13 protein-coding genes are annotated in these 14,214 nt (G+C 69.2%); 1 reads left to right on the top strand and 12 read right to left on the bottom strand.

Features of this window, described 5'->3' with window-relative positions:
• Positions 1 to 52: 52 nt before the first annotated feature.
• From ACWGKS_RS06055 to ACWGKS_RS06015, 9 genes are all read right to left on the bottom strand, one after another.
• A complete protein-coding gene (locus ACWGKS_RS06055; RefSeq protein WP_358511692.1) occupies positions 53 to 304 on the bottom strand; it encodes a hypothetical protein in 252 nt (83 codons plus the stop codon).
• A gap of 117 nt (positions 305 to 421) precedes the next feature.
• The gene (panD, locus tag ACWGKS_RS06050; RefSeq protein WP_358511689.1) at positions 422 to 826 is read right to left on the bottom strand and encodes an aspartate 1-decarboxylase; all 405 of its coding nucleotides are present in this window, start codon (positions 824 to 826) and stop codon (positions 422 to 424) included.
• Between the two features lie 224 nt (positions 827 to 1,050).
• A complete protein-coding gene (locus ACWGKS_RS06045) occupies positions 1,051 to 3,897 on the bottom strand; it encodes a DEAD/DEAH box helicase (RefSeq protein WP_358511686.1) in 2,847 nt (948 codons plus the stop codon).
• A gap of 12 nt (positions 3,898 to 3,909) precedes the next feature.
• Positions 3,910 to 4,806 (bottom strand): diacylglycerol/lipid kinase family protein, encoded by an 897-nt coding sequence (locus ACWGKS_RS06040; protein ID WP_358511683.1) that lies wholly within the window; start codon positions 4,804 to 4,806, stop codon positions 3,910 to 3,912.
• A 95-nt stretch (positions 4,807 to 4,901) separates the two neighbouring features.
• A complete protein-coding gene (locus ACWGKS_RS06035; RefSeq protein WP_358511680.1) occupies positions 4,902 to 5,327 on the bottom strand; it encodes a DUF397 domain-containing protein in 426 nt (141 codons plus the stop codon).
• A gap of 114 nt (positions 5,328 to 5,441) precedes the next feature.
• Positions 5,442 to 6,281 (bottom strand): twin-arginine translocase subunit TatC, encoded by an 840-nt coding sequence (gene tatC / locus ACWGKS_RS06030; RefSeq protein ID WP_358511713.1) that lies wholly within the window; start codon positions 6,279 to 6,281, stop codon positions 5,442 to 5,444.
• A gap of 181 nt (positions 6,282 to 6,462) precedes the next feature.
• The gene (gene tatA / locus ACWGKS_RS06025) at positions 6,463 to 6,804 is read right to left on the bottom strand and encodes a Sec-independent protein translocase subunit TatA (RefSeq protein WP_358511678.1); all 342 of its coding nucleotides are present in this window, start codon (positions 6,802 to 6,804) and stop codon (positions 6,463 to 6,465) included.
• 66 nt (positions 6,805 to 6,870) lie between these two features.
• Positions 6,871 to 7,056, bottom strand: coding sequence for a hypothetical protein (locus ACWGKS_RS06020; protein WP_358511675.1), 186 nt, complete (start codon positions 7,054 to 7,056; stop codon positions 6,871 to 6,873).
• 60 nt (positions 7,057 to 7,116) lie between these two features.
• On the bottom strand, positions 7,117 to 9,162 hold the full coding sequence (locus tag ACWGKS_RS06015) for a helix-turn-helix transcriptional regulator (RefSeq protein ID WP_358511672.1): 2,046 nt from the start codon (positions 9,160 to 9,162) through the stop codon (positions 7,117 to 7,119).
• 96 nt (positions 9,163 to 9,258) lie between these two features.
• Here ACWGKS_RS06015 and ACWGKS_RS06010 point away from each other — a divergent pair, with 96 nt between their 5' ends.
• Positions 9,259 to 10,350, top strand: coding sequence for a DUF3866 family protein (locus tag ACWGKS_RS06010; RefSeq protein WP_358511669.1), 1,092 nt, complete (start codon positions 9,259 to 9,261; stop codon positions 10,348 to 10,350).
• Positions 10,351 to 10,369: 19 nt separating this feature from the next.
• Here the strand turns inward: ACWGKS_RS06010 and ACWGKS_RS06005 are convergent, their stop codons facing one another.
• From ACWGKS_RS06005 to pafA, 3 genes are all read right to left on the bottom strand, one after another.
• Complete coding sequence (locus ACWGKS_RS06005) at positions 10,370 to 11,407, bottom strand: methionyl-tRNA formyltransferase (protein WP_358511666.1); 1,038 nt, start codon at positions 11,405 to 11,407, stop codon at positions 10,370 to 10,372.
• A gap of 166 nt (positions 11,408 to 11,573) precedes the next feature.
• Positions 11,574 to 12,677, bottom strand: coding sequence for an FKBP-type peptidyl-prolyl cis-trans isomerase (locus ACWGKS_RS06000; protein WP_358511663.1), 1,104 nt, complete (start codon positions 12,675 to 12,677; stop codon positions 11,574 to 11,576).
• A 157-nt stretch (positions 12,678 to 12,834) separates the two neighbouring features.
• On the bottom strand, positions 12,835 to 14,193 hold the full coding sequence (gene pafA / locus ACWGKS_RS05995; protein WP_358511661.1) for a Pup--protein ligase: 1,359 nt from the start codon (positions 14,191 to 14,193) through the stop codon (positions 12,835 to 12,837).
• Positions 14,194 to 14,214: the final 21 nt, after the last annotated feature.

Below are 14,214 nucleotides of genomic sequence, written 5' to 3'. Positions count from 1 at the left end.
GGACACGTGGCAAACTCCCCGATTCATCCCGTTAATGGACGAATCGTAGCCCTCATCGCACCGGGTGGGCGCGGCCGTAGCGCCAGCGGAGGAAATCGTGCTCGCGTTCGACGTAGCGCATCTCCGCGTACAGGCGGTCGGGCTCCTCGGCGTCGATCACCACACCGCCCTCCGGGATGACCGGCCAACACGCGAACGCCCAGAAGCGGCGGGTGTAGACGCCCCAAACGACGACCCACGCACCCTGCTTCTGCCACTCGATGTGTTCGGCGACCAGGCGCCGATCCTCGTCCCGCTCATCCATGCCGCCACAGGGCATACCCGAGACCGGGACACACCGATCCGGCCGGAATCGGCCATCCCGAGGGGGTTGCCATCACCCGGTCACGGGACACCCGTGTCGAGCACGGGCGTTGGGAGGTCAGCGACCGGCGACCTGGTCGCTACCGGGGACCGGCTCGGCCGGGTCGTTGCCCAGCGCGACGATCCTGTTGTCGCCGTCCACGTGCACGATGTGCTGGACGTGCTCGGCGCGCTCCTTCTCGTCGACCTGGGCGTAGCCGATGATGATGACGAGGTCGCCCGGGTTCACCAGGTGGGCGGCCGCGCCGTTGATCCCGATCACGCCGCTGCCGCGCTCGCCCACCAGGGCGTAGGTGACCAGGCGGTTTCCGTTGTCGATGTCGACGATGTGCACCTGCTCGCCGTCGACGATGTCGGCGGCCTCCATCAGGTCGGCGTCGATGGTGATCGAACCCACGTAGTGCAGGTCGGCCTGGGTGACCGTGGCCCGGTGGATCTTGCCGTTCATGAGGGTGCGCAGCACAGCTCAAGCCTCGTTTCAGGGTTTCTCGCGAAAACTACAGGCCCCTCGCGGGGTCCCGTGCCCTCCCATGATGACGCCCCCCGTGCACCGCTTCGTCCACCGGGGCACCACTACGAGCACCAACATCCGGTTCGTGAACGATGTTCCACTTCTTGGGCCGGGCGTGGCCGGGCTCCCCGTCGGGAACCCGGCCATGGCGGTCATCACGTGTCGTGGCCCCTCGATCAGTTGAGCGAGGAGTAGGCCACCACACCGCGCCGCACCAGGTCGGTGGCCTTGCGCGCGTTGGAGCGCAACCCGGGGTCACCGGAGGCGGCGGAGATCTGCCCGAGCATGTCCACCAGCATCTTGGCGGTGCGCACGAAGTCGCCCGCCGTCATGTCGGACCCGCGCAGGATGGCGTCGAGCCGGTCCCCGCGAGCCCACCGATGGGCGGTCCACACGAAACCCAGGTCGGGTCGACGCAGGAACGACACCCGGTGCCGGGACTCCACCTCGTTGAGGTCACCCCACAGCCGCACCATCTCGTCCAGGGTCTCCTCCACCCGCCCCTCGGGCAGACGCGGGTAGGGGTCGTCGTTGCGGCGCGCCTCATAGACCAGGGCGGCGGCACAGGCGGCCAACTCCTCCGGGTCGAGGTCGTCCCACAACCCGCGGCGCAGGCACTCGGCCACCAGCAGGTCCAGATCGGAGTAGATCTTGGCCAGCCGCCCCCCGTCGTCGGAGATCTCGTCGCCCGACAGGTAGTCCAGGTCCTCCAGTACCCCGCACACCCGGTCGAAGGTGCGGGAGATGACGTGCGATCGCCCCTCCACACGCCGGCGCAGCGCCTCGGCGTCCTTCTCGGTGCGCATGTGGCGTTCGGCCCACCGGGCGTGGTCCTCGCGTTCCGCGCACCCGTGGCAGGGGTGTTCTCGCAATTGCGCGCGCAACCGCTTGACCTCGGCGTCCTCCCGATCACCCCGGCTGCCGCCACGCTCATAGGTGGGCTCGGTGCCCTGCTCCTTGAGCTTGTTGCGCAGCGTGGAGGCCAGGTCCTGGCGCGAACGCGGAGACCGCGCGGAGAACGACTTGGGGATACGCATGCGCCCGGAGGCCTTGACCGGAATCGGGAAGTCACTGGAGTTGATCCGCTTGACCTGCTTGTCCACGGTCAGCACCAGGGGCGCCGGAAGGTCGTGCCTCAGGCCGGGGTCCAGCACCACGGCGTGCCCGGAGTAGCGCCCCGAGGGGATACGGATGATGTCACCGGGCCGGAGCATCTCCAGGCTCTCCAGGGCCTCCTCACGGCGGCGCGAGGACCGGTTCTTGGCCAACATGGACTCACGGTCGCTCAACGCCCGACGCAGCGAGGCGTACTCCATGAAGTCGCCCAGGTGGCACTCGGCGGCCTTGGCGTACCCCTCCAAGGCCTCCTCGTGCTTGCGCAGCTTCTTGACCAGACCCACCACGGCACGATCGGCCTGGAACTGGGCGAAGGAGGCCTCCAGCATGTTGCGGCTGCGTTGGCGACCCACCTGCCCGACCAGGTTCACCGCCATGTTGTAGGAGGGCTGGAAGCTCGAGTTGAGCGGGTAGGTGCGCGTGCCCGCCAGCCCCGCGACGGTCTCGGGGTCGGTCCCGGCCTGCCAGACCACGACCGCGTGCCCCTCCACGTCGATGCCACGACGCCCGGCCCGCCCGGTGAGCTGCGTGTACTCACCAGGGGTGAGCATCGCGTGCGTCTCACCGTTCCACTTGTCGAGCTTTTCGATGACCACGCTGCGCGCGGGCATGTTGATGCCCAAAGCCAGGGTCTCGGTGGCGAACACCGCGCGGATCAGACCCTGGGAGAACAGGTGCTCCACGACCTCCTTGAAGGTGGGCAGCATGCCCGCGTGGTGGGCGGCCACACCCGATTCCAGGGCGCGCAGCCAGCCCTCGAAGCCGAGCACGGTCAGGTCGGCGCGCGGGATGTCGGCGCAGCGCGACTCGGCGTACTCGCGGATGTGGTCGGCCTCCTCGGGCGTGGTCAGGACCAACCCCGAGGCCACACACTGCCGGACGGCGTCGTCGCACCCCGCCCGGCTGAAGACGAAGTCGATGGCCGGCAACAGCCCCTGGGCGTCCAACTCCTCGATGATCATGGGTCTGCTGGGCGGCGCGAACCGGGTGCGCGGGCGGATGTTGCCCCGGGCCCGCGACTGCGGGTGGCGGCGACGGTCGGCCAGTTGGGTGGTGCGCGCGTCGTCCTCCGCGGCCCGGGTCAGGAACGGGTTGATGTGCAGGGTCTGCCCGCCCACCTTGATCTCGCGGGGCCGCTCGTGCTGGGAGCGTCGGCGTTCGCGCTTGCGCTTGGAACGTCCGCCACCGCCCCGCTCGTCCTCATCGGATCCGGTGGACTCCACCTCGGTGTCGACGAACAGGTCGTGCAGACGCTTGCCGACCATCATGTGCTGCCACAGCGGCACGGGACGCTTCTCGTCGACGATGACGGTGGTGTCGCCGCGCACCTGCTGGAGCCACTCGCCGAACTCCTCGGCGTTGCTGACCGTGGCGGACAGTGCGACCATGCGCACCGACTCGGGCAGGTGGATGATCACCTCCTCCCAGACCGCGCCGCGGAAGCGGTCGGCGAGGTAGTGCACCTCGTCCATGACCACGTACGCGAGCCCGCCCAGGGTGGATGAGGACTCATACAGCATGTTGCGCAGCACCTCGGTGGTCATCACCACCACCGGTGCCTCACCGTTGACGCTGTTGTCCCCGGTCAGCAACCCGACCTGCTCGTTGCCGTAGCGCTTGACCAGGTCGTTGTACTTCTGGTTGGACAGGGCCTTGATGGGGGTGGTGTAGAAGCACTTGGTGCCCTCCGCGAGGGCGCGGTGCACGGCGTACTCTCCGACCACCGTCTTGCCCGAACCGGTGGGAGCGGCGACCAGCACCCCATGGCCGTTCTCCAGCGCCTTACAGGCCTTGATCTGGAAGGGGTCGAACTCGAAGCCGTAGAGAGCCTGGAAGGCCTCGATGGCGGCGCTGGACGCGCCCTGCCGCCGACGGAAGGCGGCGTACCGCTCAGCGTGACTACTCATAGACCTCTCAGCCTATGAGGTCGGGTCCAACATCTCGACCGCTTTCGGCACCACTTCGCACTTCAGTGTCGGCGCGCCCATGCGTTCACCGTCGGCGTAGGCCGCCCCGGCGTCACCACGGATGGTGACGCTCGCCCCGCGTTCGAGGCGCACCTCGTCCAGCTCCATGTGGCTTCCGTTGAACACCCGGGGGAACTGTCGGATGAAACGGCCCTTGGACCCCTCGCGCATGAGGACCACGTCGAGTAGTCCATCGTCGGGTTCGGCCCCCGCGCACACCTTCAGGCCACCACCGTAGGAGTCGGTGTTGCCGACCGCGACGAGCATCCCGGGTTCGGCGATGGTGCGACCGTCGATGTCGATCTCGAAGTCGATGGGACGGAAGGTGCGCAGCTCGGCGACGATACCGATCAGGTAGCCGAGGCGGCCCACCCCGAACCGGAAGTTGTTCACCCGCTCGTTGACCCGGGCGTCGAAACCACAGGCCAGGACGCTCAGGTAGTAGCGCCGGGTCCCATCCGCCAGGGTCAGGCGGACCACGTCGCTGGGACGGGTGCGTCCGGCCAGGATCGCCTGGGCCATCCCGCGTGCGGTGGCGCGGCCGGTACCGAAGGCGCGGGCGATGTCGTTGCCGGTGCCCGCGGGGACCACCGCCAGTGGCACACCACTGCCCACCACCCCCTGCAGGGCCTGGTGGACCAGACCGTCACCGCCCACCGCCACCAACGCGTCGGGGCGATCGGAGACGGCCAACCGGGCCAGACGCCTGCTGTCGGCGGCCGAGCGGCCCGTGTAGACGTGCACGCGGGCGCCGGACGCGCGCAGGGCCTCCTTGAGCCGCACCGCGAGAACGGCGGAGCGACGACGACCGGAGGCCGGGTTGACCAGAAGTGCGATGTGAGGGGACATGACCGGGTCCTTAACTACCCACGGTGCGGGGATTCGAGGGCGTGCGGGTCGGTGAGGTTCCCGCACACCCTCAACGCCCGGGTCTGCGGGCCGGTTCAGGCGTCCTCGGTCGTGGACCCCTGGGCGGCTTCCTCACGTTGGCGGCGATGGTACTCCTCCAGCGCCTTGGGGGTCAGCAGCGGGGAGGGCACCCAGGTGGCCTCCGCCTGACCCTGCCCGCGCTGGATCTCGACCTCCTCCTCGGAGAGGTACTCCTCGGGGATGTCGAACTCGCCATCGCGGGCCCCCAGTACGAAGGCCTCCCACTCGGCGGGGGTGAAGAACAAGGTGCCCTTCTGTGGCGACTTCCCGTCACGGACGGCGCGGAACCCGTCGTCGAACTCGGCGACCTCCACGATCGCCTCGGAGTCCGGGTTCGACAGGGAGGAGCGCAACCACACCGCGTCGGTGGTGTCGTGCCACTTCTCGTTCCCCATGGCCTCGGGTGGGAGATCCCGCTTGGCCTCGGTCTGCTCGCTCATCAACACTTCCCGGCTTCCCGCGTCCGATTCGGTGTGCAGGGACGACGAGGAAGTCGTCCCGCCCCGAACCCTAGCGTGTGGGAGACCCTCCCACACCCGCTTCGCGACGACCGCTCAGTCGCCCTTGCCCGAACCCTTGCCCGAGTCGGAGTCCTCGAGTTCGTCCAGGTCGGAGGGCTGGTCGTCCAGATCGGAGATCTCGTCGTCGCCCAGCTCCGAGGTGGGGTCCCGGCGCTTGCGACGACGATCGTTGAAGAAGCAGAACAACTCGGCGATCTCGAACAGGACCACCAGCGGAACGGCCAGGGCCAGCATGGAGATGGGCTCGGCCGGCGTGACGACCGCGGCGACCAGGAACGAGCTGAAGATGATGACCCGACGCCACTTGGCGATGGCCTCGTGGGAGAGTATGCCGACGATGTTGAGCAGCACCACCAGCAACGGCATGACGAAGCCGAGGCCGAACATGCCCATCATGATGAGCATGTAGTCGAGGTACTCACCGATGGTCAGGTAGGGGTCGGCGTCCTCGGGCAGGAACCCGAAGAGCATCTGCAGGGCCAGCGCGGTGATCATGTAGGCCAGGGCGGCGCCGGCGACGAACAGCGCGCCGGCCAACGGGGCGAAGATGTAGGCGTACTTCTTCTCGCTGCCGTGCAGGGCGGGGGCCACGAACGCCCACAGCTGGTAGAGCCACAGTGGGGCCGTGGCCAGCGCGCCGACGAACAGCCAGATCTTGAAGGCCACGAAGAAGGCGTCGAAGGGGCCGGTCACGATGAGGGAACAGCCGCCGCCCTCGACCACCTGTGAGGCGGGCAGGGAACAGTACGGCTTGGTGAGGAAATCCCAGATCTGGTCGTAGAAGACGAAGCCGAGCACCGCGCCCAGACCCAGGATGAGCAGTACCTTGGCCAACCTGTTGCGTAGTTCGCGGAGGTGGTCCATGAGCGGCATCCGGGCCTCCGGGTTGACCGCTCTGCTTCGGGACCTCATCGTGGGGTCACTCTCTTCTCATCCGGGTCCGCGCACCGCGGACTCCCCTGATACAGACGCGGAGCGCGGTGCCCCGAGGGCACCGCGCCGACAGGTTCGGGCCGTGGCCGCGCGCGACCCCGAACAGGTGGAACCGGCGACTCTACTGGTTGTAGGTCTGGTTGCTGGGTTCGCCGGACTCGTTGACGATGCGCTGGCCGGGAGGAAGCTGCGGGTAGCCCTGCTGCTGATTCTGCTGCGGGGCGGCGTCGGCACGAGAGGTCTGGGCCTGGCCCTGGCCCTGCTGTGCCTGTCGACCGTCCTGACCGTCGGCCTGTTCCTGTTCCTCGTTGTTCTCCTCATCGGCCAGGCCCTTGCTCTCGGCCTTGAGGATGCGGGCACTACGTCCCAGGGAACGGGCCAGGTCCGGGAGCTTCTTGGCTCCGAACAGCAAGATGGCAAGGATCACCAGGATGGCGATGGTAGGTCCGTTGAACGGTCCCATGGTTCTACCTCTCTGTGGGGCGCGACCAAGCGCCTTCGATGGTACGCGCGTCCGAGCCTTCGGTCATCATCGCCGTGACCCCTCACGTCGGACACGCTCACGCAGGTCAGCGCTGCTCGCCTGGTACCCGCCCGCCGCCCGTGTCACCTTTTCGGACAGCACGACGGCCTCGCGTCGGACCTTCACCAGAAGGAATCCGACGACGAGCACACCGACCAGAACCAGGCCGAAAAGGACAGCGAGGGCGATCACGAACTCACCATATCCTTTTCCGGAAGACCTACACCTCGACCCCCTGTGAACAGGTGGGCGTCACTCCGAGGACGAATCGATCTCGACCAGGTCGGGGGAGGTTTGCCCCCTCTGATAAAGATTCAAGGCCCGTTCGGCCTCCGCGCGCACTTCCCGCGCCAGACCCTCGGGAGCCACCACGCGCCCCCGTGACCCCAACGACAACACCAGTCGCGCCACCCACGCCGGCGCCGGGGTCCGCAGCGTGGCGCGCACCCCGCCGTCGGCCAATTCGGTGACCGACTCGCACGCGTAGTCCTCGGTGACCCAACGCGCCGACGGGTCCAGGTCCAACACGACCAGGGCATCGCGTTCGGAACGCTGGAGCACACCCTTGGACAGGTCACGGCGGCCCACACCCTCGGGCACCTCGGCCGCATAGGGCAGCACGGTCAGTTCCAGCACCCGGTCCAACCGGAACAGGCGCACGTCCTCACGCAGGTGGCAGTAACCCTCCAGGAACGGCTTGCCGTCCTGGACCACCAGACCCATCGGATCCACGTCACGTTCGGTGACCTGGTCCAGGTATCCGGACAGGTAGCGCAGATGCAGGCGCTGACCCGCCTCCAAGGCCTGGGAACAGCGCCGATGGGTCTGCGCCACCTGCTCGTCCATCTCCACCCGCACCTGGACGGCGTCGGCGAGCGCGCCCACCGCGCTGCCGGCCGCCCCGCGCAGCTTCTCCCCCACGCGCTTGAGCGCGCCGTCCTCCACGCCCTGGGCCACGGGCAACTCCTCCAACAACGACAGGCCCACGACCAGGCTGGCGGCCTCGTCCGCGGTCAGGCGCAGCGGCTGGGCCAGGGTGTCGGCGTTGGCGATGATGATCTCCCCGGTCTCCTTGGCCGCCTCCAGGTCCACGTCGATGAGGTCGCCGGGGGTGTAGCCGGGCAGACCGCACATCCACAGCAGGCTCAGGTCCTGGACCACCTGCTTCTCGCTGAGACCGAAGTGGCGGGCCACCTCCGGCACACGCACGTCGCGGCCCAGCGCGTAGGGCACCAACATCAGCAACCGACGCAGTTGGTCCGCCGAGCGCGGGCCGCGGGCCGGGGCGTCCTCCTCCTCGGTCTCCCGCACGGGTTCGGCCTCGGCCCGGGCCCGGCGGATCACCCCCGACATGTGGGCGGCCAACGCCTCGCGGGCCTGCTCTGGCTCGACGACCTCGGCCCGGGCACCCTGGGCGGCCACCCGACCGACCAGCGTGTCGGTATCGGTGTAGGGCAGGGTGAGGGTGTCCCACACCGGCCCGGCGGCCTCCCGTTCACCGGGGACCACGCGCAGGGCACTGCGGCGCAGGGCGTGCGCGGAGTCGACGAGCACCCGCACGGTGGCGGCGTGGTCGGGGTCGGGCCGCTGCGAGGAGACCACCGAACGCAGGTCCACACCCTCGGGCACCTCGACGTCGGGACCGGTGCGCACCACCGTCACCTGTCCCTGGATGCGTCCGAGTCGGAAGACCCGGCGAGCCTCGCGCAGCCGGTCGTGACCGACCACGTACCAGTGGCCGTCCTGGTTGACCACGCCCCACGGTTCGACCTCGCGACGCACCGCTTCGGTCTGGCCGGGCCGGCGGTAGGAGAAGACCACCGGCCGGCGGTCACGGATCGCCTGCCAGACGGGCCCGAAGGCGGGTTCGTCGGTGCGCATGGTCGGGGTCAGCCCGGGCGCGGCCTCCGCGTCCACCGGCACCCCGGCCGAACGGAGCTTGAACAGGGCGTTGGCGGCGGCCTCGCCCAGGGAGGCGTGCCGCCAGGCACGGGCCGCCAGACCCAACACCAGCGCCTCGTCCGGCCGTAGCTCGATCTCGGACAACTCATAGTCCGACCGCGAGATCCGATAGCCCTCCTCGCCGCTGAAGGCGTCACCGGTGCCCACCTGGATCGGGATACCGCTGTCGCGCAGTTCTCGCTTGTCGCGTTCGAACATGCGCTTGAACGCCGACTCGGTCTCGGCCTCCGCGTACCCCTGGACGGTCGCCCGGATCTCCTGGGCCGTCAGGTGGCGCCGGGTGGACAACAGGCAGATGACCAGGTTGAGCTGTCGTTCGGTCTTCCTGCGCGACATCGTCGCCACTCCTTCACCCTGGGATGATGCGCCGGGCGGGGCCGCGAGGGCGCGTCCTCCCACCTTCGGTTCAGCACTGACGGTACCGTGCCGACCATGATCCGGTGGCGTCGTGGCCAAGTGCGTTCACTCCTGCCCTCCTGGACCGGGGTCCACGTGTGCGCGGTCGATCTGGCCACCGGCCCCGACACCGCTCCCCCGTCCACCTGCCGAGCCCTGGCCTACACCGATCTGGTCGGTGAACCACGCGTGGGCGATGAGGTGCTACTCAACACCGGTGCCCTCGACCTTGGGCTGGGCACCGGCGGGTACGCGCTGGTGGTGGCCCTGCCCGACCGCCTACCCGCCGATCGGGAGGGCCCCGGCCACCTGGTCAAGGCCCGTTACACCCCGCTCCAGGCCACCGTCCAAGGCGCCGACGAACAGGGATCACCCCACCACGAGACACTGCGTACCGCTCGGGGGGTCGACGGAATGCCGGTGGTGGTCGCCGACCTGCACTCGTCGCTACCGGCCGTGCTGGCGGGGGTACGCGCCGAACGTCCCCGCGCCCGGGTCGTCAACGTGATGCTGGACGGCGGCGCGCTACCGGCGATGTTCTCTCAGAACCTGGGCACGCTGCGCGAGGACGGCCTCCTGGCGGGCTGTGTGACCACCGGCCAGGCGTTCGGCGGCGACCTGGAGACGGCCACCGTGCACTCGGGCCTGCTGGCGGCCAGGCACGTCCTGGGGGCGGACGTCACCGTGGTGTGCCAGGGACCGGGCAACCTGGGCACCGGAACCCCCTGGGGCTTCTCGGGTGTGGCCTGCGGCGAGGCCGTCAACGCCGTCGCGGCCCTGGGCGGCCTGCCCGTGGCCGCCCTGCGGGTCAGCGAGGCAGACCCGCGTCCCCGTCACCACGGGGTCTCCCACCACAGTCTGACGGCCTACGGCAAGGTCGCCCTGGCCCCCGCCGACGTGGTCGTACCCGTCCTTCCCGGAGAGTTCGGGGAGAGGGTACGCGGCCAGGCCTGGCCCCTCGGCGAGCGGCACACACTGGTGGAGGTCTCCACGACCGGACTGGAGGGCGAACTGCTCTCGTCGCCGGTGAGACCGTCGACGATGGGGCGCGGCCTGGAACAGGACCCGGCCGCCTTCCTGAGCGCGGCGGCGGCCGGACGGTACGCCGCCACCCTCCTGGCCCCCTGAACGACCGCGCACCCACCCTTCAACGATCGACGGTCCTGGGCAGCCACGTGGCGGGACGCCGGTGTTCGGCGTCGCCGTTACCGGGCACCGGAGTGCGACGGGTGGCCGCGAGCATGTGCTCGGACGGAGCGTCGAAGTACCTCCCGGGCCGGAACATGGCCAGGGAGGCCGGGTCGGCCACGACCCCCTCGTCCACGCTCACCAGCTCCGGCACGAACACGGCACCGTCCCCACACGTCACCCCCCATTTCCTGCCGGGACCGGCGGAGACGATCTGCCCGGGATCGCCGCCCACCGCCTCGGTGGACAACTCCCCCGAATGGAAGGTGATGAGCGCGCCCCCGAACATCGCGAACGCCCCCGGGTAGGGGGCCGCCAACGCCCGCACCATCCGGTCCACGTCGCGCCCGGCGGCGGCCAGGTCCAGGTGTCCGTCACTGGGACGACGACGGGGCCACACCGACACGTGTCCGGTCTGGGGACGTCGAGGAGCACGCCCCTCCAACAGGGCGTCCAGGTTGCGCACGATCAGTTCGGCCTGCAAACGCCCCACCCGCTCGTACAGGCCGGTGGCGGTGGCGTCGGCGGCCACCTCGAAACGGATCCGATCCACGATGTCACCGGCCTCGACCTCACGGGCCAGGTGGAACAGGGTCACCGCGCTGGCCCGCATGTCGCGCAGGATCGTCCAGGGAATGGGCGCACGTCCGCGCCCCACCGGCAACGGGGAGGGATGCATGCCCACGGCGCCCAACGGAAGCGAGGCCAGAACCTCCTCCTGGACCAGTTGCGACCACCCGGCCACCACCATCAGGTCGATGTGGTGCGAGGCCAGGGCGTCACGCGCCTCATCACCGTTGACGTCGGCCACGCGCAGGTGCGGCAGGTCCAGTCGACGGGTCACGGACTCGTAGTCGACATAGCCGCAACGGTGCGCCAACTCGGCAGGATAGGACACCACCAGATCCGGTGGACGCCCCTGGGCACAGAGTTCCTCCAACGCCGGCACCCCCAGGCGCAGACCGGACACATAGCAGAACCGCCGTCCCTCCGGCATGGCTCCCCCTCGCCAGAAATCACTCAGGGTGACGACTCTACGCAGCGATCGCCCCACTCCCCCGCAGATGTGCCCACCCCGCGTGTCAGGACCCCGAACACGACGACGCCCCCGCCGGATGACGGGGGCGTCGCAGCGCGAACGAACCGCGGGTACGTCGGGGCGGTTACTCCTCCTCGGAGGCCTCTTCGTCCTCGGCCTGGGCCTCGGGGTCGGCCGCCTCACCCTCGGCGCCCTCCGCCGGCTCGGGCGGCGGCGGGTTGTCGTAGGCGCCCAGGACGTCGATCACGAAGACCAGGGTGCCCACGGGACCGCCCATCGCCTCCTCCTCGGTCTCGCCGTAGGCCATGGAACCGGGGACGACCAGCATCAGGCGGTCACCGACGTTGGCTCCGACGATGCCCTCGTCCCAGCCCTCGATCACCGCGCCGTCACCGATGGTGGTGTCGAAGGGCGCGCCACCGCGATCCCAGGTGGAGTCGAAGACCTGGTGACCGCCATCCTCCTCGGGGTCCCAGCGCACACCCGTGTACTGGGCGATGACCTGCTGCCCCTCCTCAACCTCGGGGCCCTCGCCCTCGATGAGCGGGACGACCTCCAGGTCCTCGGGGGCGTCGCCCTCGGGGACCTCGATCTCGGGGCGGCTGTGGCCGTCCTGGGTGACCGTGGGCAGACCGTCGCCACCGTCGGTGACCGGCTCGCCCGGCACCACGGCACCCTGGGCGTAGCGGTCCATCACGTCGATGACGAGCACGCTGGCGCCCTCGGGAACCTCCTGGCCCATGCCCTGGGCCTGCTCGATCTCCTCCGGGGTCAACGGCGGGAACACGTACACCGCACGGCTGCCGAGCGGCTGGCTCACCAGCGTCTCGGTGATGTACTCGGGCATCTCGTTCATGCGTACGAGGTCGGGGGCACCGGACTCGTAGCTGGACTGGCCCTCCATCGCCTCGCCCTCGCCCGGGGCCGTCCACTGGTATTGGGCGACGTTGGCGACCACCAGGTCGTCCGCGCCCACCAGGACGTCCTCCCCCGAGCCCTTGCTGACGACGCCGGAGATCTCCTCCTCCGGAGGTTCCGCGTCGGGGAAGGTGATCTGCGGTTCCTCACCGACCTCGCCGGTGACGTCGGGCAGCCGCGGGTCCAGCTCCTCCGCGTTCATGCGCAGGAAGGCGGGAGTCTTCCAATCCTCCGGGATCGATCCGCAGCTTGAGACCACCAAGGCGATGGCGGTCAGTGGCACCGCGAGAGCGGCGGCACGTCGGTGCATGGGTCACAACCTCTGATTTCCGGCTCAGGACAGGCTCACACTACCGAAAAGCACAAGTCCGGCCACCCCTGGGAATGCACCGAAGGTCACGGGCCCCGTCGGGTGGCGCCGCGCACCTCCCGCCGGGGCCCGGATCGACCGTTCGGAGTCCGTCCGCTCACATGCCGGCGATCAGCTTCTCCACCCGCTCGTCCACCGACTTGAACGGGTCCTTGCACAGCACGGTCCGCTGCGCCTGATCGTTGAGTTTGAGGTGCACCCAGTCCACGGTGAAGTCGCGGCGTTGTTCCTGGGCTCTGCGGATGAACTCGCCCCTCAACCGCGCCCTGGTGGTCTGCGGTGGCACCGACTTGGCCTCGAAGATCTTCAGGTCGTTCACCACCCGATCCATCTGGCCGCGGTTCTGCATCAGGTAGAACAGGCCGCGATCGCGGTGGATGTCGTGGTAGGTCAGATCCAGCTGGGCCACCCGGGGCGAGGACAGCGACAGGTCGTGTTTGTCCCGGTAACGCTCCAACAGCAGGTACTTGGTGACCCAGTCGATCTCCCGAGAGACCATCTCCAGGTTCTGGGTCTCCACCGCCTCCAGGGTGCGCTGCCACAGGTCCAGGACCCGCTTGCCCACGGCGTCGGTGCCGTGCCGATCCACGTAGCTCTGTACCTTCTCCAGGTACTCGCGCTGGATCTCCAGGGCACTGGCCTCGCGCCCGTTGGCCAGACGCACCTTGCGCCGCCCCGTCATGTCGTGGCTGACCTCGCGAATGGCCCGGATGGGGTTCTCCAGGGTGTAGTCGCGCATGACCACACCGGCTTCGATCATCTGCAGCACCAGGTGGGTGGCGCCCAGCTTGAGCAGGGTGGTGGTCTCGCTCATGTTGGAGTCGCCCACGATGACGTGCAGGCGCCGGAAGCGTTCGGCGTCGGCGTGGGGCTCATCGCGGGTGTTGATGATGGGCCGCGAGCGGGTGGTGGCCGAGGAGACACCCTCCCAGATGTGCTCGGCGCGCTGGCTCACGCAGTACAGGGCGCCCCGAGGCGTCTGCAGGACCTTGCCGGCGCCACAGATGATCTGCCGCGTGACCAGGAAGGGGATGAGCACGTCGGCCAGGCGCCCGAACTCCCCGTGCCGACCCACGAGGTAGTTCTCGTGACAGCCGTAGGAGTTGCCCGCCGAGTCGGTGTTGTTCTTGAACAGGTAGATGTCGCCGGCGATGCCCTCCTCGTGCAGGCGCTGCTCGGCGTCGATCTGCAGCCCCTCCAGGATGCGTTCGCCGGCCTTGTCGTGGGCCACCAGGTCCAGGAGGCTGTCGCACTCGGGGGTGGCGTACTCGGGGTGGCTTCCCACGTCCAGGTACAGACGGGCCCCGTTGCGCAGGAACACGTTGCTGCTGCGTCCCCAGGAGACCACCCGTCGGAAGAGGTAGCGGGCGACCTCGTCCGGCGACAGGCGGCGCTGTCCCCGGAAGGTGCACGTGACCCCGTACTCGTTCTCCAGCCCGAAGATCCGTCGTTCCACGCGGCCTCACCAACTTCCGTC

Source organism: Nocardiopsis sp. NPDC055879 (genome assembly GCF_053615935.1).
Note: the sequence above shows the minus strand (reverse complement) of the source record. Positions and strands in the feature narration are given on the sequence as shown.

What these genes read in the sequence shown, in the direction of transcription:
- ACWGKS_RS06055 (WP_358511692.1), bottom strand. Translation starts at nt 304, where the DNA reads ATGGATGAGCGGGACGAGGATCGGCGCCTGGTCGCCGAACACATCGAG.
- ACWGKS_RS06045 (WP_358511686.1), bottom strand. Translation starts at nt 3,897, where the DNA reads ATGAGTAGTCACGCTGAGCGGTACGCCGCCTTCCGTCGGCGGCAGGGC.
- ACWGKS_RS06040 (WP_358511683.1), bottom strand. Translation starts at nt 4,806, where the DNA reads ATGTCCCCTCACATCGCACTTCTGGTCAACCCGGCCTCCGGTCGTCGT.
- ACWGKS_RS06035 (WP_358511680.1), bottom strand. Translation starts at nt 5,327, where the DNA reads ATGAGCGAGCAGACCGAGGCCAAGCGGGATCTCCCACCCGAGGCCATG.
- tatC (WP_358511713.1), bottom strand. Translation starts at nt 6,281, where the DNA reads ATGCCGCTCATGGACCACCTCCGCGAACTACGCAACAGGTTGGCCAAG.
- tatA (WP_358511678.1), bottom strand. Translation starts at nt 6,804, where the DNA reads ATGGGACCGTTCAACGGACCTACCATCGCCATCCTGGTGATCCTTGCC.
- ACWGKS_RS06015 (WP_358511672.1), bottom strand. Translation starts at nt 9,162, where the DNA reads ATGTCGCGCAGGAAGACCGAACGACAGCTCAACCTGGTCATCTGCCTG.
- ACWGKS_RS06010 (WP_358511669.1), top strand. Translation starts at nt 9,259, where the DNA reads ATGATCCGGTGGCGTCGTGGCCAAGTGCGTTCACTCCTGCCCTCCTGG.
- ACWGKS_RS06005 (WP_358511666.1), bottom strand. Translation starts at nt 11,407, where the DNA reads ATGCCGGAGGGACGGCGGTTCTGCTATGTGTCCGGTCTGCGCCTGGGG.
- ACWGKS_RS06000 (WP_358511663.1), bottom strand. Translation starts at nt 12,677, where the DNA reads ATGCACCGACGTGCCGCCGCTCTCGCGGTGCCACTGACCGCCATCGCC.